This window comes from Achromobacter sp. MFA1 R4 (assembly GCF_900156745.1).
GTDB lineage: Bacteria > Pseudomonadota > Gammaproteobacteria > Burkholderiales > Burkholderiaceae_B > Achromobacter.
This window is the reverse complement of the sequence record NZ_LT707065.1, coordinates 1,923,407-1,944,940: the sequence shown is the minus strand read 5'-3', so window position 1 is coordinate 1,944,940 and position 21,534 is coordinate 1,923,407. Positions and strand designations below refer to the sequence as shown.

The 21,534-nt window shown below is 66.2% G+C and carries 18 protein-coding genes; 6 read left to right on the top strand and 12 right to left on the bottom strand.

Annotated features, from left to right (window positions below; genetic code table 11):
* Positions 1 to 4: 4 nt before the first annotated feature.
* From BXA00_RS08750 to BXA00_RS08735, 4 genes are all read right to left on the bottom strand, one after another.
* On the bottom strand, positions 5 to 1,300 hold the full coding sequence (locus BXA00_RS08750) for an ABC transporter substrate-binding protein (RefSeq protein WP_076518051.1): 1,296 nt from the start codon (positions 1,298 to 1,300) through the stop codon (positions 5 to 7).
* Between the two features lie 112 nt (positions 1,301 to 1,412).
* Positions 1,413 to 2,468: an ABC transporter ATP-binding protein gene (locus BXA00_RS08745; RefSeq protein ID WP_076518049.1), complete on the bottom strand. Its 1,056-nt coding sequence runs from the start codon at positions 2,466 to 2,468 to the stop codon at positions 1,413 to 1,415.
* Positions 2,469 to 2,583: 115 nt separating this feature from the next.
* Positions 2,584 to 3,381 carry a phosphodiesterase gene (locus BXA00_RS08740; RefSeq protein WP_076518048.1) on the bottom strand — a complete coding sequence of 266 codons (798 nt, stop codon included), beginning with the start codon at positions 3,379 to 3,381 and terminating at the stop codon, positions 2,584 to 2,586.
* Between the two features lie 45 nt (positions 3,382 to 3,426).
* Entirely contained in the window at positions 3,427 to 4,440 is a 1,014-nt protein-coding gene (locus BXA00_RS08735) for a LacI family DNA-binding transcriptional regulator (protein ID WP_076518046.1), read from the bottom strand.
* 315 nt (positions 4,441 to 4,755) lie between these two features.
* On the opposite strand from BXA00_RS08735, the gene BXA00_RS08730 reads away from it, so the two are divergent.
* The gene (locus BXA00_RS08730) at positions 4,756 to 6,084 is read left to right on the top strand and encodes an amidase (RefSeq protein ID WP_076521865.1); all 1,329 of its coding nucleotides are present in this window, start codon (positions 4,756 to 4,758) and stop codon (positions 6,082 to 6,084) included.
* Between the two features lie 89 nt (positions 6,085 to 6,173).
* Here BXA00_RS08730 and leuA read toward each other — a convergent pair whose 3' ends face one another.
* Together leuA and BXA00_RS08720 are read right to left on the bottom strand one after the other, a co-directional pair.
* On the bottom strand, positions 6,174 to 7,886 hold the full coding sequence (leuA, locus tag BXA00_RS08725; protein ID WP_076518043.1) for a 2-isopropylmalate synthase: 1,713 nt from the start codon (positions 7,884 to 7,886) through the stop codon (positions 6,174 to 6,176).
* A 489-nt stretch (positions 7,887 to 8,375) separates the two neighbouring features.
* Positions 8,376 to 8,996 carry a hypothetical protein gene (locus BXA00_RS08720; RefSeq protein WP_076518041.1) on the bottom strand — a complete coding sequence of 207 codons (621 nt, stop codon included), beginning with the start codon at positions 8,994 to 8,996 and terminating at the stop codon, positions 8,376 to 8,378.
* Between BXA00_RS08720 and rpoN the strand changes: the two genes are divergently transcribed.
* Both rpoN and BXA00_RS08710 read left to right on the top strand, forming a co-directional pair.
* Positions 8,995 to 10,440: an RNA polymerase factor sigma-54 gene (gene rpoN / locus BXA00_RS08715; protein WP_076518039.1), complete on the top strand. Its 1,446-nt coding sequence runs from the start codon at positions 8,995 to 8,997 to the stop codon at positions 10,438 to 10,440. The two genes, BXA00_RS08720 and rpoN, sit on opposite strands and share 2 nt — an antisense overlap.
* 122 nt (positions 10,441 to 10,562) lie before the next feature.
* Positions 10,563 to 10,844: a bacterioferritin-associated ferredoxin gene (locus tag BXA00_RS08710; protein WP_076518037.1), complete on the top strand. Its 282-nt coding sequence runs from the start codon at positions 10,563 to 10,565 to the stop codon at positions 10,842 to 10,844.
* Between the two features lie 46 nt (positions 10,845 to 10,890).
* On the opposite strand, the gene BXA00_RS08705 is transcribed toward BXA00_RS08710, so the two are convergent.
* Positions 10,891 to 11,754 carry a LysR family transcriptional regulator gene (locus BXA00_RS08705; RefSeq protein WP_076521864.1) on the bottom strand — a complete coding sequence of 288 codons (864 nt, stop codon included), beginning with the start codon at positions 11,752 to 11,754 and terminating at the stop codon, positions 10,891 to 10,893.
* Between the two features lie 130 nt (positions 11,755 to 11,884).
* Between BXA00_RS08705 and BXA00_RS08700 the strand changes: the two genes are divergently transcribed.
* Complete coding sequence (locus tag BXA00_RS08700; protein WP_156902771.1) at positions 11,885 to 12,796, top strand: DMT family transporter; 912 nt, start codon at positions 11,885 to 11,887, stop codon at positions 12,794 to 12,796.
* A 414-nt stretch (positions 12,797 to 13,210) separates the two neighbouring features.
* A complete protein-coding gene (bfr, locus tag BXA00_RS08695; RefSeq protein WP_057286114.1) occupies positions 13,211 to 13,687 on the top strand; it encodes a bacterioferritin in 477 nt (158 codons plus the stop codon).
* A gap of 86 nt (positions 13,688 to 13,773) precedes the next feature.
* On the opposite strand, the gene BXA00_RS08690 is transcribed toward bfr, so the two are convergent.
* The 4 genes from BXA00_RS08690 to BXA00_RS08675 all read right to left on the bottom strand — a co-directional run bounded on the left by BXA00_RS08690 (position 13,774) and on the right by BXA00_RS08675 (position 18,434).
* Entirely contained in the window at positions 13,774 to 14,448 is a 675-nt protein-coding gene (locus BXA00_RS08690; protein WP_076518035.1) for a hypothetical protein, read from the bottom strand.
* Positions 14,449 to 14,485: 37 nt separating this feature from the next.
* Positions 14,486 to 16,093 carry a peptide chain release factor 3 gene (locus BXA00_RS08685; protein WP_076518033.1) on the bottom strand — a complete coding sequence of 536 codons (1,608 nt, stop codon included), beginning with the start codon at positions 16,091 to 16,093 and terminating at the stop codon, positions 14,486 to 14,488.
* A 110-nt stretch (positions 16,094 to 16,203) separates the two neighbouring features.
* Complete coding sequence (locus BXA00_RS08680; protein ID WP_076518031.1) at positions 16,204 to 16,833, bottom strand: LysE family translocator; 630 nt, start codon at positions 16,831 to 16,833, stop codon at positions 16,204 to 16,206.
* Positions 16,834 to 16,892: 59 nt separating this feature from the next.
* Positions 16,893 to 18,434 (bottom strand): DEAD/DEAH box helicase, encoded by a 1,542-nt coding sequence (locus tag BXA00_RS08675; protein WP_172805866.1) that lies wholly within the window; start codon positions 18,432 to 18,434, stop codon positions 16,893 to 16,895.
* A 300-nt stretch (positions 18,435 to 18,734) separates the two neighbouring features.
* Here BXA00_RS08675 and BXA00_RS08670 point away from each other — a divergent pair, with 300 nt between their 5' ends.
* Positions 18,735 to 20,207, top strand: a complete 1,473-nt coding sequence (locus tag BXA00_RS08670) for a YdgA family protein (RefSeq protein WP_076518027.1) — start codon at positions 18,735 to 18,737, stop codon at positions 20,205 to 20,207.
* A 92-nt stretch (positions 20,208 to 20,299) separates the two neighbouring features.
* Here the strand turns inward: BXA00_RS08670 and BXA00_RS08665 are convergent, their stop codons facing one another.
* Positions 20,300 to 21,508, bottom strand: a complete 1,209-nt coding sequence (locus tag BXA00_RS08665) for an amidohydrolase family protein (protein ID WP_076518025.1) — start codon at positions 21,506 to 21,508, stop codon at positions 20,300 to 20,302.
* Between the last annotated feature and the right edge of the window lie 26 nt (positions 21,509 to 21,534).

Here is a 21,534-nt window from a genome sequence, read left to right as displayed (position 1 = left end):
CGGTTTACTTGTAGGAACGCAGGATGCGGTCGGATTCGCGCTGCGCGTCGGTCAGGGCCTGCTGCGGCGTCTTGGAACCCGTCAGCGCCGCCTGCAGCGCGTCGTTCAGGGTCTTGGTGACGCGCTGGTTCTCATGCGTCGAGAATTCCGCCACGCTGACTTCCAGCTGGTCGCGCGCGACGGTGGCCGCCGGCACTTCCTGCGCGTACTTCTTCATCTTCTCGGTTTGCCAGGCGGCCGGCGTCACGGCCACATAGCCCGTGGCGATGCTCCAGTCGGCCGCGCGTTCGGGCGTGGTGGCCCACTGCGCAAACTTCAGCGCCGCCTGCTGCTGCTCCGGCGTGCCGCTCTTGAAGATGTAGAAGTTGCCGCCGCCGGTGGGGCTGCCGCCGCGCTTTTGCTTGGGCATCATGGCCACGCCGAACGGGAAGTCCGCGTTCTTGCGGATGTTGGTCAGGTTGCCGGTGGTGGTCCACACCATGGCCGCCTTCTTTTCCAGGAAGTCCTTGGGCGTGGTGCCCCAGTCGATCGTGCCGGTGGGCATGATCTTGTGCTTGGCCGACAGGTCGCGCCAGAACTGCGCGGCTTCCACCACTTCCGGCTTGTCCAGGTAGACCTCGTTGCCGGCTTCGTTCATCAGGATGGCGCCGTTGGGCGTGGTCAGGGCCTGGAACAGCCAGTAGGCGAACGCGCCGCCCGACGGGATCTCGATGCCCCACTGGGTGGTGTTGCCCGAGGCGTCCTGCTTGGTCAGCTTCTTGCCGTACTCGACCAGCTCGGCCCAGGTCTTGGGCGGCTGCTCGGGATCCAGGCCGGCGGCCTTGAACAGGTCCTTGTTGTAGTACATGACGATCGTCGAACGCTGGAACGGCACGCCCCAGGTGTGGCCGCCGGAGCGGCTGTTCTGCATGAAGGCGTCATAGAAGCCGCCCAGCCACTTCTTGTCGGCGTCGCTCTTGGCCAGGCTGTCAATGGGAACGATGGCGTCCTCGTCGATCAGCGTGAACATGTCGGTCGACAGCAGCACCGCGAGCTGCGGCGGGGTGCCGCCCTTCAGCGCGGTCAGCGCCTTGGCGATGGAGTCCTGGTACGAGCCGGCGTAGATCGGCTTGATCTTGATGTTCGGATTTTCCTTCTGGAACTCCGTCACCATGTCGTCCACGATCTTGGTGATCGGGCCGCCGACGGCGACCGGGTAATAGAACTCCACCTCGACGGGCTTGTTCTGCGCCTGCACAGGCAGAGAAAGGCAGGCGGCGGCCAGGCTGGCGGCCAGGGTCTTCAGTACGATGCGTCGCATGTTGTGTTTCCTTTTCTGTGTAATGGGCGTTTTTACCGCCGGGCCGTTCCAAGGTAAAAACCGCCTCCTCGGGGGGCAGCAAGCCGAAGGCGCAGCGTGGAGGCCATTTTTCTTAGCGCCCGTCGGTGTTGATGACCGCCGAATCGGCGGCAAAGAAATGCTGTTGCCCGTCCGGCCAGGACAGGCGCAGCGACTCGCCGGCGCTGGCGCGCAGATGGCCGCCGACCCGAACGGCCACGCCGCTTGTGTCGCCGATCCGGCACACCACGATGGAGTCCGCGCCGAAGTACTCCACGCTTTCGACGGTGGCCGCGATGCCGTCGCCGTCGATGCGGATGTGTTCCGGACGCACGCCCAGCTTCACGGCGCCCGCAGGCGCGTTCGCGATGGCGGGGCCCTGCGTGCCGGCGATCACCGTGGCGCCCGCCTGCGGCGCCAGATTGATCAGGTTCATGGGCGGCGTGCCGATGAAGCGCGCCGCGAATTCGCTGGCGGGCCGCGCATACAGCCCATCGGGCGTGTCGTGCTGTTCGATCTGCCCGCCGCGCAGCAGCACCACCTGGTCGGCCATGCTCATGGCTTCGGTCTGGTCGTGCGTGACGTAGACCATGGTGATGCCCAGGCTCTGCTGCAGCGCGCGGATTTCGCGGCGCATCTCGTGGCGCAGTTGCGCGTCAAGATTGGAAAGGGGTTCATCCATCAGGCAGACCGGCGCTTCGGAAATCACGGCGCGGCCCAGCGCGACGCGCTGTTGCTGGCCGCCGGACAATTGCGACGGCTTGCGGTCCAGCAGGTGGGACAGGCCCAGCAGCTCAGCCACGCGCTTCAGGCGCCGGTCGTAGTCCTTTGCGGGTTCCTTGCGCACCTTCAGGCCGAACAGGATGTTCTCGCGCACCGACAGGTGCGGAAACAGCGCATACGACTGGAACACCATGGAGATGCGGCGCTTGGCCGGCGGTAGCTGCGTGACGTCGCGATCGCCGATGCGGATGGTGCCGGACGTCGGCGTGTCCAGCCCGGCGATCATGCGCAGCGTGGTCGACTTGCCGCAGCCGGAAGGCCCCAGCAGGACCGTGAAGCTGCCGGCCGGGACCGTGAAGCTCACGCCTTGGATCGCGGCCGCGCCTGCGTACTGTTTGGTGAGGTTATCCAGAACGATGGATGACATGCTGTCTCGTAGATCTAATTGTTAGATCCGCATTGTTGCCTGTTATGAAAACCTTTTCATTGTGCAGCGCAAACATGACGGATTCGTGGCAATGCGGGGTTTCGTCTTCCAGGGTTCAGCCGAACGGATATGGGCCGGGGTAATCCCCAATGACGGCGTGATGCGTGACCAGGCTGCCGCCCTGCCACCAATGCAACTGGTAGCCGGGCGGTTCCATGATGTACTGCAGCGTCGGACGCGGGCCGAGTTCCAGCGCGAGCTGGTGGGCCGTGCCGGGACAGGTCGAGGCGATCGTGCCGCCGAAGCGCTGGAAGATCGTGCGGTGCAGGTGGCCGCACAGCACGCGCTCCACGTTGGGATACCGCGCGATGATGCGCTCCAGTTCCGGCCCGCCGGCCAGCAGGCCGATGTCATCCATGTGTTCGATGCCGGTCAGGAACGGCGGATGGTGCATCAGCACGAGCGTGGGGCGGCCGGGCTGCTCGGCCAGGCGCTCGGCCAGCCAGTCCAGGCGTTCCTGGCAGAGCTCGCCGTGGCTCTTCATCGGCACCACGGTGTCCAGCGCCAGGATGCGCAAGGGGTAGGTCTCGATCGCGTACTGGATGAACTGTCCGCCTTCCTGCAGGTAGGCATGGTCGGGGAAGGCGGCGCGCAGCTCGGCGCGGTCGTCGTGGTTGCCGGGCAGCAGAAAATATGGGATCTGCAGCGCCTGCAGGTGATCGCGCAGCGCCTGGTATTCCACCGGCTTGCCCAGGTCGGTCAGGTCGCCCGTGATCAGCACGCAGTCGGGACGCGGCGTCAGGGCATTGAGCGCCTGCACCGCCGGAGTCATGAAGGCCGCCGGGTCGATGATGCCGTAGGCTTTGTCGCCAGGGCTGCGCATATGCAGGTCGGTGATTTGTGCGATGAGCATGACGCGAAAGAATCGAGGAGTGGTCGGATGGATGAGAGGCGCTGGCTAGCGGCGCACGGACGCCGCGGTGCCGCCCACGACGATGCAATGCGGCAGGCGGTTCGATTGCGGCGGCTGTCCGTGGATCTGCGCCAGCAGGTTGGAACATGCCGTCTGGCCGATGCCGTCGCTGGGCTGCGCGACGGTGGTGAGCGGTGGGGTCAGCAAGGCGCCAAAGCGCATGCCGTCGAACCCGCAGACCGAGATGTCGGCCGGCACGGACAGGCCGAGGCCCACCAGGTCGGCGATGACGGCGGTGGCCAGCAGGTCGTTGGAGCAAAAGAGCGCCGTGGGCGCCTGCTTGCCCCGCAGCGCGGCCTTCAGCGCGTCCACGTCGCTGCCGGTGTGCGAGCCCATGGCGATGTGCTGGATGGCGTCCAGGCCCAGCTTCTTGGCGCAGGCGCGCGCGCCCATCAGGCGCCGGCGGGCCCGGTCGGACGCGGTCAGCGGGCCGGTCACCAGCGCGATGCGCTTGTGCCCCATCGCGGCCAGGTGGGCGACCATGTCGCTGGCGGCCGCGCGATTGTCGACCGACGCGAACGGGTGATCGGCGGACTCGTTGTAGACCAGCACATAGGGAATGCCGCTGCGGTCCAGGTCGTCCAGCGTGGCGCTCTTGCTTACGTCGGCCACCGTCAGGATCAGGCCGTCGACCTGATGATCGATCAGCCCCTGCACGGCGGCCGATTCCACGGCCGGGTCGTAGCCCGTGGCGGTCAGCATGACGCTGTAGCCCGATTCGCGGGCGCGGCGTTCCGCGCCTTCAAAGCACTCCGCGAATACGGGATTGGACAGCGTGGGCAGGATCAGCCCGATGGTGCGCGTGCTGCCCGAACGCAGGCTGCGGCCGACGCGGTTGGGCCGAAAGCCCGCGCGCTTGGCGACGTTGCGTATGTGCGCCAGCGTATCCGGGTGCACGATCTCCGGCTGGTTGAACGCGCGCGACACCGTCGCCGGCGATACGCCGGCCTTGCGAGCCACTTCAATAATGGAAAAGCGGGACGAGGGGCGCGTAGCCATTGGTGAGCCGCTGCAAATTTGCTGAAAACGATTTCATCTTACTTGAGGAATATGACCTTTGTATTGCACGGGTTTGCGCTATGCTGGTGGCGAAGCAACAACACAAAGCCACGGCGTACTGCGCTTTCCGTGGAAAAACCCGGCAATTTCGGTGTTTTTCCCAATTGACGCGATGCGTACAGTGGCAAGGGTCGGCTCATTCCGGCGCGCCAGGCGGGCCACGCCATGCAGCGCCGGACGGGCCCTCGGTCAAGGGGACCGGGTGCGAATATGTTCCCGCGCATTGCGCGCGGCTCCGGCAAAGAGGAAAGCTACATGTCTACTGCCTTGAACAGACTTGGCGCGGTCGAAGCCGCGCACAAGCTGCAACGGCGCGAATTGACCGCAGTGCAACTGGTGCGGGCCTGCTTCGCGCGCATCGAGCAGCGCGAAAATGCCGTTCACGCCTGGACCGCCCTGCAGAAGCAGGCCGCGATCGAACGGGCCGAAGAACTCGACCGCGGCCCGGTGCGCGGCCCGTTGCATGGCCTGCCCATCGGCGTGAAAGACCTGTTCGACACCGTCGACCTTCCCACCCGTTACGGATCGCCCATCTACGACCGCCATCGTCCCGGCCTGGACGCCGCCTCGGTGGCGCTGTGCCGCGGCGCGGGCGCCATCGTCATCGGCAAGACCGTCACCACCGAATTCGCGACCTACCAGGCGGGCCCCACCCGCAACCCGCGCAACGAGGCCTACACGCCTGGCGGCTCGTCCAGCGGCTCCGCGGCCGCGGTGGCCGACGACATGGTGCCCTTCGCGCTGGGCTCGCAGACCGCAGGCTCCATCATCCGGCCGGCCTCGTATTGCGGCATCGTGGGCTACAAGCCCACCTTCGGCGGGATTTCCCGCGCCGGCGTCAAAAGCCTCGCCGAATCCCTGGACACCGTGGGCGGCTTCACCCGATCGGTGCCGGACATGGCGTTGTTCGCCTCGGTCCTGATGCGCGATCCGCGCATGCTCGACCTGTCCTACGACGACAAGCCGCGCGTCGGCATGTATCGCAGCCTGCAGTGGCGCCATGCGCAGCCCGAAACCAAGGAAGCCTTCGCGCAGGCCGCCGCGATCCTGTCGCGCGCGGGCGCCAAAGTCGAAGAGGTGCCGCTGCCGCCCGAGCATTGCGTGCTGGTGCAGCTCCATTCGGACATCATGGCGTTCGAGGCCTCGCAGGCGCTCGCCTATGAACGCTTCGAGCACGCCGCGCATCTCAGTCCCAAGCTGCAGGCCATTCTTGAAGCCGGCGCGCAGATCAGCGCCGAGCAGCACATCAAGAACCTCGCCCGCGCCGCCGAGGCGCGCGCGCGCGTGGACGGGTGGTTCCAGAATTACGACGTGCTGCTCGCACCCAGCGCCAGCGGCGAAGCGCCCTTTGCCGACCTGGGCACGGGCGATCCGCAGTTCTCGCGCGCCTGGACGATGTTCGGCGTGCCGTGCCTGAACCTGCCGTTTGCCACCGGCCCGCAAGGCTTGCCGGTGGGCCTGCAACTGGTCGGTGCGCGCCATGAAGACCATCGCGTGCTTGCCATCGGCGCGTGGATCCACGCGCGCCTGCTGGACGCGCATGCGCCGGACATCGGCGCCTCTGATATGTGGCCGCGCGGCTGAATCCACGGCTGCAATGAAAAAGCCCGCCAGGGTAAGGCGGGCTTTGTCGTTGGCCCCCCTTTGTCGGGGGGCTCCGGCCTTGCCGTGGATCACACGGTTTCGGCGGCTTCCTGTTCGGTGGTGGCGATGGCGCCCGAATTGATGTGGCGGTTCACGGCGCTCAGCACGGCCTGGAACGAGGCCGTCACGATGTCACGGTCGATGCCCACGCCAAAGCCCGTGCTGGACTCGCCCACGCGCAGCTCGACATACGAAGCGGCGCGCGTGCCAGTGCCGGTGCCGATGGCGTGCTCGTGGTAGTCCATGATGCGCACGGGCACGTCCAGCGCGGCCACGAAGGCGGAAATCGCGCCGTCGCCCTTGCCGCGCACGATGCGCCGTTCGCCGTTGAATTCGAGCTCGGCTTCGATGCTGAAGTGCTGGCCTTCGCCGGCCGACGGATCGCCGTCGATACGATGGCGGATGAGCGTCCAGGGCGACTTCTGTTCGAGGTATTCGCTGCTGAAGATCGTGTGCACGTCGTCCGCGGTGACTTCGCGGCCCGTCTCGTCGGTGACGCGCTGGATGGCGCGGCTGAACTCGATCTGCAGGCGGCGCGGCAACACCAGGCCGTGTTCCTGTTCAAGCAGGTACGACACGCCGCCCTTGCCCGACTGGCTGTTCACGCGGATCACGGCGTCGTAGCTGCGGCCGAGGTCGGCCGGGTCGATCGGCAGGTAAGGCACTTCCCAGACGGCGTCCGGCTGTTGCAGCGCAAAGCCCTTCTTGATCGCGTCCTGGTGCGAACCCGAAAACGCCGTGAAGACCAGGTCGCCCGCGTACGGATGGCGCGGATGCACCGGCAATTGGTTGCAGTATTCAGCGCAGCGGCGCACTTCGTCGATGTCCGAGAAGTCCAGGCCCGGATGCACGCCCTGCGTGTAGAGGTTCAGGGCCAGCGTGACGAGGTCGACGTTGCCGGTGCGCTCGCCGCTGCCGAAGAGGCAGCCTTCGATGCGGTCGGCGCCGGCCATCACCGCGAATTCGGCGGCGGCGACGGCGGTGCCGCGGTCATTGTGCGGGTGGACGCTGAGCACGATGCTGTCGCGGCGGGCCAGGTTCTTGTGCATCCACTCGATCTGGTCGGCGTACAGGTTGGGGGTGGTGGCCTCGATGGTGGCGGGCAGGTTCAACACCATCTTGTTGTCGGGCGTGGGCTGCCAGACGTCCGCCACGGCGTCCGAGACTTCCAGCGCAAACTCGGGTTCGGTCGTGCTGAAGACTTCGGGCGAGTATTCGTAGCGCCACTGGGTCTCGGGGCGCTGCGAGGTGTATTGCTTGATCAGGCGCGTGCCGGTGGTGGCGATGTTCTTGATCTCGTCCTTGGACATGTTGAACACGACCTTGCGGAAGGCCGGCGCGCAGGCGTTGTACATGTGGACGATGGCCTGTTTGGCGCCCGCGGCTGCTTCCACCGTGCGGCTGATCAGGTCTTCGCGCGACTGCGTCAGCACGATGATGGTCACGTCGTCGGGGATGCGCTTTTCGTCGATGAGCTTGCGCACGAAGTCGAAGTCGGTCTGCGACGCCGACGGGAAGCCGACCTCGATTTCCTTGAAGCCGATCTTCACGAGCTGTTCGAAGAAGCGGACCTTGCGCTCCACGCTCATCGGCTCGATCAACGCCTGGTTGCCATCGCGCAGGTCCGTGCTCATCCAGATCGGCGCCTTCGTGATGCGGCGGCTGGGCCAGGTGCGTTCGGAGAAATCGCGGGCAAAGGGCGCGAAGGGGACGTATTTGGTGGCGGGGTTGGCAAGCATCATCACTACACCTCGATCGGTTTCTTATGAATCCCGGCGCCTTGGGCGCTCGACGGCATCGCGACCGGATGGCGGTCTTGTGCCAGGGTTTGCCGGGGTTGTCCGGCTGGATTCAGGAATAAAAGGGGAAAATCGCGTGTGGCAAGCGTGGCTGCCGAGCTACCACGGGGACACTAGGCCCGGCAACCGATCGGTAGCAGTAGCGATAGCGCGATGAAGGAGGAACGAGCGCGCAGGCCGGCGACCGGGGCGTCGAAGCGTCCGGTGTCAATCGCGGAGAAGGTGCGGTAGGCGGCCATAGGTTGCTAGTCAAACATACTTTCTTGGAAAGCGCAAACGTAATGTGCCGGGGACGGATCGAGGACTGGGGCGCTGAGAAAGCCGGCCAATGGGAGCAGGCCAGGCAAGCAGGCCGGGCAAGTCTGGCCCAGGAAGCTGGCCCAGGAAGCAGCAAGGCCGCCTTGCGGCGGCCTTGTGCGGGCGTGGGTTGATCTAGCGGGCCGGGCCGATGCGGGGTTCGATGTAGCGGTCCGCTCGGGGTTCGCGGCGGCCATCGTCGCGCGGATCGCGGGTGGGGCGATTGGCGTTTCCTTCCAGGATCCTGGCTTGCTCGGCGACCATGTCGATCTTGCCGACGCGGTTGTGGCGCAATTCGGACAGGGAGCGGCGCAGGTCGCCCACCGTGAAGGGCTCCTGGCGGTCGCCCCAGGTCCAGCGCAGGACGCCCAGCGATTCCTCGGACAGGTTCGGCGCCAGTTCAGCGAGCACGTCCGTGCCGACGGGCGTTGCGGCGCCGGCGGCCAGGCTGGCGTAGAACCAGGCGCGCACCAGGAAAAACACGATCAGGGACCAGATGCCGGCGACCACCCACCAGAGGTAGGGGTTGATCCGCTGCGCCATGTCCATGGTCGGCTGGCCCAGGGTGTGCAGGAAGTCGTAGTTCATGCGCTTGCCGAAATCCAGTATCCAGGTGGCAACGAGATACCAGACAACGAGGGCGACGGCGATGACAATCGCGCGCAAAACGAGTCGGGGAAGCGCCAGTTTGAGCAGGGTCTGGCCGATCAGTCGGCAGTCCTGGCGAACGCTTGCGGGCGAAGTCAGATTCATCATGCAAAATATTGTACCTATGACCCGTCCAATTTTAGAACTGCGGCCTGGCCAGCACCTGACGCTGACCCCACAACTCCAGCAATCGATCCGATTGTTGCAGTTGTCTACGCTCGATCTTGAAGCGGAGATCTCGCAAGTGCTGGCCGAGAATCCGCTGCTGGACCGCGAGGATGAGCCGTCGACGGCGGAGGCGCGGGCCGAATCCGAGCGCGAGTCCTCCGTGCAGGACGACGAGCCGGCGGCTGAACGCGAGTCCCCGGTCGATGAGATGCCGGGCTCTGGCGGCGTCTACCCCGACGATGACTCCAGCCTGCCCGAGGCGGCCCGGCCGGATACCTTGCGCGAGCACCTGCTGGGTCAGCTGGCCCTGACCCGCGCGGCGCCGCGCGACGCGGCATTGACGTCCCTGCTGATCGACGAACTGGACGAAAACGGCTACCTGGGATCGCCGCTGGATGAGATCCTGGGCTGGCTTCCGGCCGAGATGGAGCCCGACATCGACGAGCTGCGCGCCGCGCTGTCGCTGCTGCAGTCGTTCGACCCGGTCGGCATCGGGGCGCGCGACATGGCCGAATGCCTGCAGCTTCAATTGCGCAATCCCGACCTCACGCGGCAGCCGGAAGCCGCAGACCCGGTCGTGCTGGCATGCGCCCGGCGGATCTGCGCCGAACACCTGCCGCTGCTGGCCACCGGCAACGCCGCGCGCCTGTGCGCGGCGGCCGGATGCGACGAGCCGACGTTCCGCGCGGCCCATTCCCTGATCCTGCGCCTGGAGCCCCGCCCGGGGCGCGCCTGGACCGTGCCGGCCGCCGAATATGCCGTGCCGGACGTCATCGTGCGCAAGACCCGGCGCGGCTGGCAGGCCACCCTCAACAGCGCCGCGGTGCCTCGCCTGCAGATCAACGGGCTGTACGCGCAGATGCTGGGCAACCAGAAAGAGTCCGCGCACGCGGGGCTGCAGGCCCAGCTCCAGCAGGCCAAATGGATGATCCGCAACGTCGAGCAGCGTTTCGACACCATCCTGCGCGTGTCGCAGGCCATCGTCGAACGCCAGACCGCCTTTTTCAGCCAAGGCCCCGCGGCCATGCGGCCGCTCATCCTGAAGGACATCGCCGGGGAACTCGGTCTGCACGAATCGACGATTTCGCGCGCCACGACACAGAAGTACATGCTCACTCCGTTTGGCACGCTGGAACTCAAACGCTTCTTTGGAACGGGGGTGTCGACCGAAGGCGGCGATGCGACGTCGGCCACGGCGGTGCAGACGTACATCCGCCAGATGGTGGCTGACGAGAACCGCGCCAAGCCCTTGTCGGATAGCCAGATCATGCAAAAACTGGCCGATCAGGGGATAGTGATCGCCCGCCGGACGGTGGCAAAGTACCGTGAAGCGCTGCGGATTGCCCCCGCGGCGCTGCGCAAGGCGCAGGCATCGGCGCGCTGAAAATAAGGGACGCGTTTGCGGCAAATTCGTCCCTGTTTTCAACAGCTTGCGTGACATTTCGGTTGCAATTTATTTGTGGGCGGGGCTTGCCACGGCCTGAATATTTTTCGATAATCATTCGCATGTACATTTGCGTATGTAATGCCATCACCGAACGCCAAGTCCGCGCCACCGTGGACGCCGGCGCGACGACGCTTTCCGACCTGCAGTTCGAGCTGGGCGTGGCCACGTGCTGCGGCTGCTGCGCGGCAACCGCCGCCGAATACCTGCCGGGCGGCCGCTGCTCCAGCGTTTGCGACGTGCGCTCCATCGCCGTTCCGGTCAATGCGCCCGCCGCCCTGGTGGAATCGGACACGCCGGCTGCCAACAGCAGCTTCCCGATCCCCCTGGTTGCCATCGCCTGAGCGTTGGCCGGCCTGAGCATTGGCCTACGTTACCGGCTCGCTGCCTTCATGCGGCGAGCCGCGTCATTTCCTTCTCGCAAAAATCCCTGATATTCATCGCAAGCTGACGCGCGGGTTCGCGCGCGGACCCGGCCACGCATAACGCCAGTTCAGATGGCGGCACGGCCGGCAGGCCCACGTCCAGGATCCGGTGGCCCGCCGCGACGCAGCGCCGCTCCAGCAGGGCGATACCCAGGCCGCCCGCCAGCGCGGCCTGCACGCCGGACAGGTTCGGGCTTTCGTAGGCGATGCGCCAGCGCCGTCCGGCGGACTCCAGGGCATGGATCGCGCGGTTGCGGTAGATGCAGCCCTGCGGAAAGGCCACCAGCGGCACGGGCGCGTCCGGCGGCAGCGGCACCGGGACCGACGCGCTGCCCAGCCAGTGCAGCCGTTCCGGCCAGGCGGCCAGGGACGCCCCGGTGCCCGGCTCGCGCTTGAGCAGCGCCACGTCCAGGTCCCCGCGCTCCAGGCTGCGGGTGAGCACGGCGGTCAGGTCGCAGCGCACCGACAACTGCACCGCTGGCCTGGCCCGGGCGAAGGCGGCCACCACGCCCGTCAGCGCGTCCACCGCAAAATCGTCCGGAATGCCCAGGCGGATCACGTCCACGCGCTTGCGGCCGCTGACGGCTTCGCGCACTTCGGTGGACAGCGCGAGCATCCTGCGCGCGTAGCCAAGCAGGCGCTCGCCCTCTTCGGTGAGCTGGACCTGGCGCCCTTCGCGCACGAAGAGCGGGCACTCCAGCGTCTCCTCGAGCTTGCGGATCTGCTGGCTGACGGTGGACTGGCTGCGGTGCACGCGTTCGCCCGCAGCGGTAAAGCCGCCGGTTTCCACTACCGACACAAAGCTGTGCAAAAGATCGAGATCGAGCATGGCGGCCTCTACATCCATTTGATTTTCAAATACTTTCGATCTGAATAAAGAGTTTGTCAATGGATCGGGCGGCGCGGAGAATGCCATCAACCCGCCGCGCCTGCGGCTTAAGACTCTTGCCGGATCTTGCATGAAGGCTCTTTCAACCCCTGCCTGCGCCCTGCCCGCGACCGGCGGTCCAGGCGTCAGCCTGGCGCCCATCGCCGCGTTCTGCTTCCTGTGGAGTTCGGCCTTCGCGGCCGCCAAGATCGCGGTGCGCGACTGCCCGCCGCTCACGCTTCTGACGGTCCGCTTTCTGATAGCCGGCGCGCTGATGCTGGGCCTGGCGGCGGCCAGCGGACGCTGGAAGCTGCCCGCCGGCCGCGACCTTGCCTCCCTCATCCTGCTGGGCGTCTTGAACAACGCGCTGTACCTGGGCTTGAGCTGGTCGGGCATGATTACCGTGTCGTCCGCTTTCACGGCGGTGCTGATCAGCACCAATCCGCTGCTCATCGGGGTGCTGGCCGGTCCGCTGCTGGGCGAGCGCCTGGGCTGGCGCAAGCTGCTGGGGTTGAGCCTGGGGCTGGCGGGCGTGGCGCTGGTGCTGCGATCGCGGCTGACCGGCATGCAGGAAGACGTGCACGGCACGTTGCTCGTGACGGGCGGGCTGGTGGCGCTGGTGGCGGGCACTTTGCTCTACAAACGTCTCAAGCCGACGTCGGGACTGTGGACCTCGACCGGCATCCAGTCCTTGGCCGGCGCCGCGGCGCTGCTGCCGTTTGCGCTGGCCAGCGAGAACATCGGCGATGCGCGGCTGACCGCGAGCCTCGTCTGGAGCATGGCCTACATGATCGTCGCCGTGTCGATGGGGGGCTATTACCTGTGGTTCATGATTCTTGGCCGCGCCAGCGCCACGTCGGCCAGCGCGCTGCATTTCCTGATGCCGCCGCTGGGCCTGTTGTTCGGCTGGCTGGTGCTGAGCGAACCGGTCTCGTGGCTGGACCTGCTGGGCATCATTCCCATCGCGTTCGGCATCTGGCTCGCCACGCGGCGCGCGCCGTGAGCCTGACGGGCGAGGGGGATGGGCGAGCGTGTTGGGGGAACGCGAGACGCGAGGGGTCCTGATCCGGTTGCCGATATGCAACGCGCGGCCCGTCTGCGTTCCATGCTCATGGCGGCGTTGTCAGGGACCGCGGGCGGCGCGCGCAAACGGCGCATGGGGCGGCGCTTTTGGCGCAGGACGTCCGGCGCAGCCCGCTTGAATGCGTCGCCGAGTGTGCAAGGCATCAAGCATGCATACTCATTCTCATTGGCGTGTCGCTTTCTTGTTGCGCTCGTAAAGCCGTTTACCAAATGCAGCCCAAAGCTAGTCGCGGGACCGCGCCAAATGGTAGTCTGCACGGGTTGCGTACGCGCGGCATCGTGCGCTCCTTTGTCGCGATGCGCTCGCGTCGCGCCTGACTGCAAGGAGTCCATCATGAAAGGCGACAAAACCGTCATCCAGTTTCTCAACAAGCAACTGACCAACGAGCTGACGGCCATCAACCAGTATTTCCTGCATGCCCGCATGCTGAACCATTGGGGCTTCGACAAGCTGGGCAAGCACGAGTACGAAGAATCCATCGGCGAAATGAAGCATGCCGATCGTCTGATCGCCCGCATTTTCATGCTGGACGGCCTGCCCAACCTGCAGGACCTGCACAAGCTGCTGATCGGCGAAGACGTGCCCGAGCTGCTGGCCTGTGACCTCAAGCTCGAGCAAGGCGCCCAGGCGACCGTCAAGGAAGCCATCGCCTACTGCGAATCGGTGCGCGACTACGTTTCGCGCGATCTGTTCCAGGACATCCTGGACGACACCGAAGAACACATCGATTACCTGGAAACGCAGATCGACCTGATCGACAAGGTCGGCATCCAGAACTACCTGCAAAGCCAGATGTCCGTGCCCGAATAAGGCGGCTGGCTGCAAAAAGAATGGCGCCCCGTGGGGCGCCATTTTTCATGCCGCGCGCCTGCGCCTGCAGGCTGCGAGCGTCGGGACTACTGCGGACGGGCCGGGCATTCGGCCATGGTGCCCCAGGCGCGGTTGGGCGCGCAGTACTTGTTGCGCGCGTTCCAGGAGCACGAGGGGCGCTCAAAGAAGCCTTGCGTGGCGCAGTGGGCCAGCTCGCGCTTGAGCGCATCCTGCCAGCCTTGCGCGCCGGCCGCCGGGGCGGTGTTGGGCGGCGGCGGAGGTGCTTGCACCATCTGCGGCGTGCCGTAGCTGCCGCCGGCGGCCACGCCGCCGTTGATGGCGGTGGAGGTGCCGGGAACCAGCAGATCCATCGTGCTGACGTCCGACGTGCCCGAAGGCAGCGGCACTTGCGACGCGGCCGCGATTTCGCGCGCCTGTTCGGGGCTGATGCGTTCGCGGGAGATCTGGACGGCGGGATCGCTGACCGTGTCGAACAGCGACACGGTGTTGACCTGCCATTCGCGGTCGGCCGGTTTGTCCGGCACACCCAGCGTGCCGTCGATGCGCGGCTGCGGCGGCTGCGCGACATACGGGCGACCGTTGGCATCCAGCACCGGTTGCTGGGAGGCGGACGCATCCTGCCCGGGAGCGGGTGACGCCGCGGGCGCATGCGCCACAAGCCAATCACCCAGTTGAAGCCCGCCCCAAGCCGACGCGCCGAGCGCGATCAGGAGCGTTGCAAATAAAAAACGCCAAGACATTGCTACCCTCAATCTGCCGTGCGGAACCCGAACGGGTTTACGCTTTTTCTCCGAAAACCTTGCCGCCGTGCTCGCGCATGGCGTGGAATTTCACATCGGGATACAGTTCCTCGGCGACGCGCAACTGCGCGGGAGAACCGATCAAAAACGCCGCAGCATCCACCACATCATAGGCGATATGGGCGGCATTGGCATCCATGAACTTGCGCAGCGCCTTGGGGTTTTCAGACGTAATCCAACGTGCCATTGTGTAGCGCGACGGCAGCATCCGGGCATCCACGCCGTACTCCGTCTTGAGACGGTGGGCGACGACTTCGAACTGCAGTTGGCCGACCGCGCCCAGCAGCAGCGAGCCGCCGGCCGCCTCGGGACGGAACACCTGGATCGCGCCTTCCTCGCCCAGCTGGGTCAGTCCGGTGCGCAGTTGCTTCGTGCGCAGCGGGTCTTTCACTTCGACCGCCTGGAACAGTTCGGGCGCGAAGAACGGCAGGCCGGTGAACTGCAGGGTTTCCCCCTCGGTCAGCACGTCGCCCAGTTGCAGCACGCCGTGGTTGGGAATGCCGATCACGTCGCCGGCATACGCCTCGTCCAGCAATTCGCGGCGCTGCGACAGAAAGGACACGACGTTGTTCGGGCGCATTTCCTTGTTGGTGCGCGCCACCTTCAGGCGCATGCCGCGCTCGAAGCGGCCGGAGCTCACGCGCACGAACGCGACGCGGTCGCGGTGCGCGGGGTCCATGTTGGCTTGCACCTTGAACACCACGCCGGTGAACTTGGGCTCTTCGGGCTGCACCTCGCGTTGCAGGGCGACGCGGGCGCCGGGAGGCGGGGCCTGGTCAACCAGGGCGTCCAGCACTTCCTGCACGCCGAAGTTGTTGATGGCCGATCCGAAGAACACGGGCGTCTGCTTGCCGGCCAGGAATTGGTCGCGATCAAAGGCGGGGGCGGCCTCGTTGATGAGTTCGATCTCGCCGCTGGCCTGGTCGAATGCCGAGCCGAAGCGCTTGGCGATTTCGGGGTTGGTCAGGCCTTCGATGAAGTCGTCGTTGTCGGAACGGCGCTCCTGGCCGGGGCGGAAGACGCGCATGCGGTCGCGGCGGATGTCGAACACGCCGCCGAACGACTTGCCCATGCCCACCGGCCACGAGAACGGCACCGCGTCCATGCCCAGATGGCCTTCGATCTCGGACAGCAGTTCCAGGGGTTCGCGCACTTCACGGTCCATCTTGTTGATGAACGTGATGATGGGCGTGTTGCGCGCGCGGCAGACCTGCAGCAGGCGGATGGTCTGCGGCTCGACGCCGTTGGCGGCGTCGATGACCATCAGCGCGGCATCGACCGCCGTCAGCACCCGATAGGTGTCTTCGGAGAAGTCCTGGTGGCCCGGGGTGTCGAGCAGGTTGATGACGCAGTCGCGGTACTCCATCTGCATCACCGAGGACGCCACGGAAATGCCGCGCTGCTTTTCGATCTCCATCCAGTCGGACGAGGCGTGGCGCGACGCCTTGCGCGCCTTGACGCTGCCCGCGATCTGGATCGCGCCTGCGAACAGCAGCAGCTTTTCCGTCAGCGTGGTCTTGCCCGCGTCGGGGTGGGAAATGATGGCGAACGTACGGCGCCGTGCGACTTCGTTGGAAATGCTCATGATCGGAGGATTCTACTTAACGCGGCATTTTCAGGCCGGCGCGGTCCGGTGTCGTGCATGAAAACATGTGGGGCACGCGCCGCTGCCGGCGCGTGCCCCACGCTTCAAATTCAGGAATGGCGGCGGAACGTCGCCAGAAACACGCCGGCCAGGATGAAGAGCGACCCGAAGGTCCGGTTCATCCAGCGGATGTGCTTGGCGTCGCGCAAGAGGCGCAGCACGCGCGCCGCCAGCAGCGTGTACACGCCCATCGCCACCAGGTCAGTGAAGGCCAGCGTGGCCGCCAGCGCCGCGTACTGCGGGGTCAGCGAAAGCGCGGGGTCCACGAATTGCGGCACCACGGCCAGCAGGAACACCGTGCCCTTGGGGTTCATGGTGTTGATCAGGAACCCGCGCATGACCAGTTCGCGGATGGACGCCTTCTTGGGATCGCCCGCGTCCACCGCGACCGGCGCGGCGTCCGTGCGGATCTGGCGCACGCCCAAGTAGATCAGGTAGGCCACGCCCAGGTACTTGACCACGTTGAAGGCCATTTCGGACGTGGCCAGCACGGCGCCCAATCCCACGGCCACCACGACGAACTGGAACAGGATGCCCAGGATCAGGCCCGCCGTGTTCCAGTAGCCGCGCGCAAAGCCGTATTTCAGGCCGGACGACATGGCCGAGATCGCGCCCGCGCCCGGTGAGAACGAAATGGCCCAGGAGGCCAGGAAGAACGTCAACCAGGTGGATAAGGGCATGATGGCGCGGGGTCGTGGATCGCAGGATTGGGATTGCCGGTGATATTACCTGCTTGCTGTTACTTGCTCAGCAGCGCGGCGCGGGGAGCGCCGGAACGCCCCTGCGCCGGACGTCCTTCGGACGGGCGGCCTGCCGCGGCATTGCCGGCCGGACGCGCCGAGCCTTCTGGGCGGCGGTGGTTCTGCTGCGGACGGGCCTCAGCGCGGCCGGCGTGCGCCGGACGGTCGGTGGGCTTGCCGTCACGCGGACCGGCGTTGGCGCGGCCTTCGCCGGCGCGGGCCGGCGCGGGCGCGCGGCCGCCAGCCGCTGCGCGCGGCTGACCCTGGCCGGGACGCGAACGCCCCGCCCCGCCGTTGCCGCCGCGGCCGCCGCCGCCATTGCGCGGACCGCCGCGCTGGTTGCGGGAGTCCTCGTCGCGTTCCTGGCGTTCGAAGGCGGCCGCGCTGGTGGCCGGCGGCGTCCAGCCTTCGACCGGCTTGCGTTCGATCGTCTTCTTGATCAGGCGCTCGATATCCTTGAGCAGCTTGATCTCGCTGTTGTCGACCAGCGAGACCGCGGCGCCCGTGGCGCCGGCGCGGCCCGTGCGGCCGATGCGGTGCACGTAGTCTTCCGGCACGTTGGGCAGCTCGAAGTTCACCACCTGGGGCAACTGGTCGATGTCCAGGCCGCGGGCCGCGATGTCGGTCGCGACCAGCACGGTCACGGTGCTGTCCTTGAAGCCGGCCAGCGCGCGCGTGCGGGCCGATTGGCTCTTGTTGCCGTGGATGGCCGCGGCGGTCAGGCCGTCCTTGACCAGCTTTTCGGCCAGGCGGTTGGCGCCGTGCTTGGTGCGCGTGAACACCAGGACCTGGTGCCAACCGCTTTCACGGATGATGTGGCTGATCAGGTCGCGCTTGTGGTGCTGTTCCACCATGTGCACCGTCTGGGTGACCAGCTCGGTGGCGGTGTTGCGCGGGGTGACGGACACTTCGCCCGGATTGTTCAGGACGCCGCGCGCCAGCGTGCGGATCTCGTCCGAGAACGTGGCCGAGAACAGCAGGTTCTGGCGCTGCTTGGGCAGCAGCGCGAGAATCTTGCGGATGTCGCGGATGAAGCCCATGTCCAGCATGCGGTCGGCTTCGTCCAGCACCAGGATTTCCACGCCCGACAGGTCGACCGTCTTCTGGCCGCAGTGATCCAGCAGGCGGCCCGGGGTGGCCACCAGGATGTCCAGCGGCTTGCGCAGTGCGGAAATCTGGGGGTTGATGTTGACGCCGCCGAACATCACCATGGAGGTCAGCGCGGTGTACTTGCCATAGGTCTGCACCGATTCGGCGACCTGCGCGGTCAATTCACGCGTGGGGGTCAGGATCAGGCAGCGGGGGCGGCCGGGCTTACGGGCCTCAGGCTTTTTCTGCGACAGCAGATGCAAAATGGGCAAGGTGAAGCCGGCGGTCTTGCCGGTGCCGGTCTGGGCGGCCGCGAGCAGGTCGCCGCCTTTGAGCACTTGCGGAATGGCCTGGGCCTGAATGGGCGTGGGCGCGGTGTAGCCGGTGTCGGCGATGGCGCGCAATAGCGAATCAGCCAGCCCGAGGTCGGCGAAAGGGGAAGAGGTAGTCAAAACAACTCCAGCGGCAGCCTGTCGCTCTAGTCGAGAGACTCCAATCCAGGCGGTCGAATAAGGAGAAAAGGGAAGCGCCCGGTTGGGCGAAGCTTGGCAGCGAAGGGCCTAGCGGACGTGCGCAGATTGGCATAGCGCACGAAAGGATTGTAGCTGATGTGGCGGTGCGGCATACGGCGCGGGGTGTTGTTCGTATTGTTCAGCAACAATTCGCATCAAATCAGAACGAAATAAGTGTTTTCCCTAGGCGACCCTCCCTATAATCCGTCCGCTTTCACCTATCGAATCTAAAGGGATGCAATGAAGAAATCGGCAATAGTTGGCATCGTCGTCGCGCTTGGCGCGGTCTGGACCGGCACGGCCTGGTACACGGGCCAAAAGGCCGAAGCCTTCGTCAAGCAGGCCATCGAGGACTCGAACGTCGAGCTCAAGAAGGCGGGCGACAAGTGGGGCATCAATGCGGTCGCCGAGCTGGCGTCGTTCGAGCGCGGCGTGTTCTCCTCCGTGGCGCGCTACCGCATCAAGTTCACCGATCCCGCGACCGGCGGTGCGCCCGCGAAGGAACATGAGGTCCTGTTCGTCGAACACCTGAGCCACGGCCCCCTGCCGCTGTCCAACCTGAAGTCGGGCAAGTTCGTGCCGGCCATGGTCGCCAGCGACTTCGCCCTGGAAGAGACGCCGACCGTCAAGGAATGGTTCGCCGCCGCCAAGGGCGCGGTGCCGCTGTCGGGCCACTACAGCGTCAGCTACGGCAAAGACATCACCGGCAACTTCGACATGGCGCCCGTGGAAATCGCCAAGGACGCCTCGAAGCTCGCCTTCTCGGGCATGAAGGGCGACTTCGAGTACGCCACGTCCACCAAGCGCGGCGTGTTCAACGTGGCCGCCGACAGCCTGGCGTTGTCCGGTCCGTCCGAGGACAGCGACATCACCGCCATGGCGGTCAAGGGCATCACCCTGACCAGCGACATGAAGCCGGCTGCCAACGACATGTACGTGGGCAGCCAGAAGGTGACGTTCAAGGATTGGACAATCACATCCAAGGAGAAGCCTCCGGTCCAGTTCAAGGACACTAGCATCGCCGTGGACCTGACGGAAGCCGGCCCGGCCATGGGCGCCAAGATGGCCGTTGATTTCGGCATGATCAACGTGCAGGCCAAGGACATGGCCGGCATGAAGCTCGTCATCGACGCGCAGAACCTGGATTCCAAGGCGCTGAAGGCGTTGAACGACGTCTACGAGGCCGCCTCGCGCCGCATGCTGCAAAGCCAGGGCGAACAGACGACGCCGGAATTCACGGACGAAGAGCGCGCCGTGCTCAAGACCAACCTGGAGCAACTGCTGGCCGGCAATCCGACGCTGGCCGTGGCGCCGCTTGAAGTGCGCACCGCCAACGGCACGTCCACGTTCAACCTGAACCTGGCGCTGGCCAAGCCGGCCGCGCTGGACGGCGAGTTTTCCGACATGCTGGTGCAGGCCCTGCGCAAGCTGGACGCCAAGCTGGTGCTGTCCAAGGCCAACCTGGCCGACCTGATGGCCATCGAGCCGCAGACGCGCGGCGTGCCGGCCGACCAGGCCGCGCAGACCGCCAAGGGTCAGGCTGAAATGGTGGGCACCATGGCCATCGCGATGGGCCTGGGCAAGCTGGAGAACGACAGCATCGTGACCTACCTGAACTACGCTGACGGCCAGGTGGACTTCAACGGCAAGAAGATGCCGCTGGAACAGTTCATGATGATGGTCATGGGCGGCGTCCTGGGCGGCGCGCGCTAAACCGGCTGGAACTTCGTACCGGTGCGCCGCAAGACTGGGCGCACCCGCGGCGGGCTGTCATGACGACAGCCCGTTTTCATTTCCCGCCGTGCTCAGGACGGCAGGGCCCCCGCCGCGAGTTCGCCATTGCGCAGCACGGCCACATGGAAGCGCTTGTCGGCTGCCTGCATGATGTCTTCGGTGGGATCGCCCTTCACCAGCAGCAGGTCGGCCACCTTGCCGTCGGCGATGACGCCGTGGTCAACCAGGCCCATCAGGTCGTGTCCGCGCGACGTGCCGGCGATCAGGGCGTCCACCGGCGTCATGCCGAACTCCACCATGTAAGCCAGTTCCATGGCGTTTTCGCCATGCAGGTTGAAGGGCGTGCCCGCGTCCGTGCCCAGCGCGATGCGCCCGCCGGCCTTGTAGTACATCTGGAACGACTCGCGATGGCGCTGTTCCACCGCGCGGGCCTTTTCCACCGCGTAGGCGGGAATGCCGTTGTCGGCGTTGGCGATGATGTTGCGCACGGCGGCGATGGTGGGCACCAGGTAGGTCTCGGCTTCCAGCATCTCGCGCAGGCAGTCGTCGTCCATGAAGATGCCGTGCTCGATGGAATCGATGCCGGCGCGCACGGCGTTCAGGATGCCCTGCGTGCCCTGCGCGTGGCTGGCCGTGCTTTTGCGAAAGCGCTTGGCCTCGTGCACGCCCGCCTTCATTTCGTCAAAGCTGTAATGCGCGTCCATCGGGCTGACGCCGGGCGTCATGACCCCGCCCGTCGCCATGATCTTCACGAGGTCGCAGCCCGCGTGAACCTGTTCGCGCACCGCCTTGACCACTTCCTCGCAGCCATCGGCCACGCGGCCGATGCGGTTGCCGTGGCCGCCCGTCATGCAGATGATGCGGCCCGACGCCTTGATGGTGGGGCCGGGGAAAACGCCGCGCGCGATGGCGTCGCGCACGCCGAATTCCAGGTAGTCCTTGCCGCCGCAGTCGCGCAGCGCGGTGACGCCGCCGCGCAGGCTGGCCTGCGCGTTTTCCAGCGCGGTCAGCGTGATCTGCGCCGGGCCCTGCTTGCTCAATTGCGCGTTGGGATCCGCGCCGCCGGTGTAGACCAGGTGCACGTGGCAGTCCGCCAGGCTGGGCGTGAGCGTCATGCCCGTGGTGTCCACCCGCGCGCCCGCGTAGCCCGAGAACTCGCCGGCGGGCGCCACCCGCGCCACGCGGGCGCCCTCGACCAGCACGCCGTGTCCGGGCAGCATCCGCCCCATTCCGTCGAATACCTTGCCGCCGATGAAGAGGGTCTGTCGTGTCGCGGTCATGTCAGGAGGGCTCCGGTTGCGCGGGG